Here is a 2,718-nt window from a genome sequence, read left to right as displayed (position 1 = left end):
ACGACCTGACCAAGCAGGCCGAGGCCTACCGCGCGATGTCGCTGCTGCTGCGCCGCCCGCCGGGCCGCGAAGCCTATCCCGGTGACGTCTTCTATTTGCACTCCCGCCTGCTGGAGCGTTGCGCCAAGCTCTCCGACGCGTTGGGCGGCGGCTCGATGACCGGCCTGCCGATCGTCGAGACCAAGGCGAACGACGTCTCGGCATACATCCCGACAAACGTGATCTCGATCACCGACGGACAGATCTTCTTGCAGTCCGATCTGTTCAACGCGAACCAGCGTCCGGCCGTCGACGTCGGCATCTCGGTCTCGCGTGTCGGTGGCGCCGCGCAGACGAAGGCGATGAAGAAGGTCTCCGGCACCCTGAAGATCTCGCTTGCGCAGTACCGCGACATGCAGGCGTTCGCGATGTTCGCCTCCGATCTGGACGATGCCTCGAAGCGTCAGCTGGAGCGCGGCGCCCGTCTGATGGAGTTGCTGCGTCAGCCGCAGTACAGCCCGATGCCGATGGAGGAACAGACCACGGTGATCTGGGCCGGCACCACCGGCCAGCTGGACGAGGTGCCGGTGGAAGACGTGCAGCGGTTCGAGACCGAATTCCTCGATAGCCTGCGGCACGGGTCGGATCTGCTGGACACCATCGCCCAGACCGGTGTCTTCGGAGATGCCGAGTTGGAGCTGGCGAGGTCTCGGATGGCGTCATTCAAGAAGACCTTCCGCACCGCCTCCGGCGCGCTGCTCGGTGAGGTCGAGGCCGATGATGTCACCGACTCCGACATCGAGCAGCAGCAGATCAAACGGAATCGGAGCTGACCTATGGCGGCAACCCTGCGGGAACTGAGGGAACGTCGCAACTCTGTGGCCGCGACGATGAAGATCACCAAGGCCATGGAGCTGATCGCGGCGTCCCGGGTGAATCGAGCCGAGGCCAAGGCGCAGTCGGCGCGCGAGTACACCCTCGAACTACACCGTGCCGTCAGCGCGGTCTCCAGCTTCGCTCAGGTCGATCATCCGCTGACCCGTGAGCACCGTGAGCGCAAGCGTTCCGCGGTGCTGGTGATCAGCAGCGACCGCGGCCTGGCCGGGGCCTACCCCGGCAACGTCACGCGAGCGGCAGAGGGGCTGATCAATCTCCTCCAGTCCAAGGGCATCGAGATCGACCTCTATACGGTCGGCAAGAAGGCGATGGAGTACTTCGCCTTCCGCAACGTTCCGGTTGTGCACTCGTGGTTCGGTTTCGGTGAAGCACCGCATTACGAGCACGCCCGTGAGGTCGGACAGGTACTCATGGAGCGCTTCTTGACCCATCAGGACGCGGGCGGCGTGTCCGAACTGCATGTGGTCTATACACAGTTCAACTCGCTGGTCTCGCAGCGGGTGCGGATCGTCCGGCTGCTGCCGTTGCTGGTGGTGGACTCGGACGAGAACGACGGCGAGGAGGAGATCGGCCCCGATGTCGCGGTGCCGGCGGGCGGCATCGCCCCCGACTACGCATTCGAGCCGGACGCCGAAACCGTGCTGAACGCTTTGCTGCCGATGTACATCATCGACTCGATCAAGTTCATGCTCCGTCAGTCGGCCGCGTCCGAACTGGCGAGTCGTCAGCAGGCCATGCATTCGGCAACCGACAATGCGCAAGAGCTGATCCGGGAACTCACCCGGCAGGCCAATCAGGCGCGTCAGGCCGAGATCACCCAGGAAATCAACGAAATCGTCGGTGGCGCTGGCGCGCTGTCGGCATCGTGATAGGAGCGCTGAATCCATGACAGCCACCACCGTCGCCCCCGCCGCGCCGGATTCCACGACCGGCGATGGCCGCGTGACACGCGTCATCGGCTCGGTCATCGATGTCGAGTTTCCCGCCGACCGAATTCCACCGATTTACAACGCGCTCACCGTTGACGCCGGTGTCGGTGACCAGCGTCGTGCGATCACCATCGAAGTCCAGCTCCAGATCGGCGACAATCAGGTGCGTTGCATCTCGTTGAAGCCGACCGACGGGGTGCGCCGGGGTCAGCCCGTGCGCGACAGCGGCTCGCCGATCACTGTGCCGGTTGGCGATGTGACCAAGGGGCACGTCTGGAACGTCATCGGAGAGGTACTCAACGCCGATCCCGCCACGGTCCAGGTCACCGAGCGCTGGCCCATCCACCGCGATCCGCCGCCGTTCGACGAGTTGGAGCCCGAAAGCCAGATGCTGCAGACCGGCATCAAGGTCATCGACCTGCTGACCCCGTATGTGCAGGGCGGCAAGATCGGACTGTTCGGAGGCGCAGGCGTCGGCAAGACGGTGCTCATCCAGGAGATGATCTTCCGCATCGCCCACAACTTCGGGGGAACCTCGGTCTTCGCCGGCGTGGGCGAACGCACCCGTGAAGGCAACGACCTGATCTACGAGATGGCGGGTGCAGACGTCCTCAAGGACACCGCGCTGGTCTTCGGCCAGATGGACGAGCCGCCGGGCACCCGGCTGCGCGTCGCACTATCGGCGTTGACCATGGCCGAGTACTTCCGTGATGTCGAGAATCAAGACGTGCTGCTGTTCATCGACAACATCTTCCGTTTCACCCAGGCGGGCTCCGAGGTCTCCACTCTGCTGGGCCGGATGCCTTCGGCGGTGGGCTACCAGCCGAACCTGGCCGACGAGATGGGCCAATTGCAGGAACGGATCACCTCGACCCGCGGGCACGCGATCACCTCGATGCAGGCGATCTACGTG

General features: G+C 64.4%; 2 protein-coding genes and 1 pseudogene. All 3 read left to right on the top strand.

Going from position 1 to position 2,718, the window contains the following annotated elements:
- Nucleotides 1-812: pseudogene (locus tag AAFP05_RS02150) on the top strand (F0F1 ATP synthase subunit alpha); the annotation flags it as partial.
- Nucleotides 813-815: 3 nt separating this feature from the next.
- On the top strand, nt 816-1,745 hold the full coding sequence (locus AAFP05_RS02145; RefSeq protein ID WP_341728207.1) for a F0F1 ATP synthase subunit gamma: 930 nt from the start codon (nt 816-818) through the stop codon (nt 1,743-1,745).
- Nucleotides 1,746-1,761: 16 nt separating this feature from the next.
- Nucleotides 1,762-2,718: F0F1 ATP synthase subunit beta (atpD, locus tag AAFP05_RS02140; protein ID WP_341728206.1), on the top strand; the 957-nt coding region annotated here is incomplete at its 3' end.

The organism is Brooklawnia sp., assembly GCF_032229645.1.
Lineage (GTDB): Bacteria > Actinomycetota > Actinomycetes > Propionibacteriales > Propionibacteriaceae > Brooklawnia.
The sequence above is the reverse complement of the archived record's forward strand: the minus strand, read 5'-3'. Positions and strand labels throughout refer to the sequence as shown.

Excerpts from the sequence above, each read along its gene's own strand:
- AAFP05_RS02145 (WP_341728207.1), top strand. The coding sequence starts at position 816 with ATGGCGGCAACCCTGCGGGAACTGAGGGAACGTCGCAACTCTGTGGCC.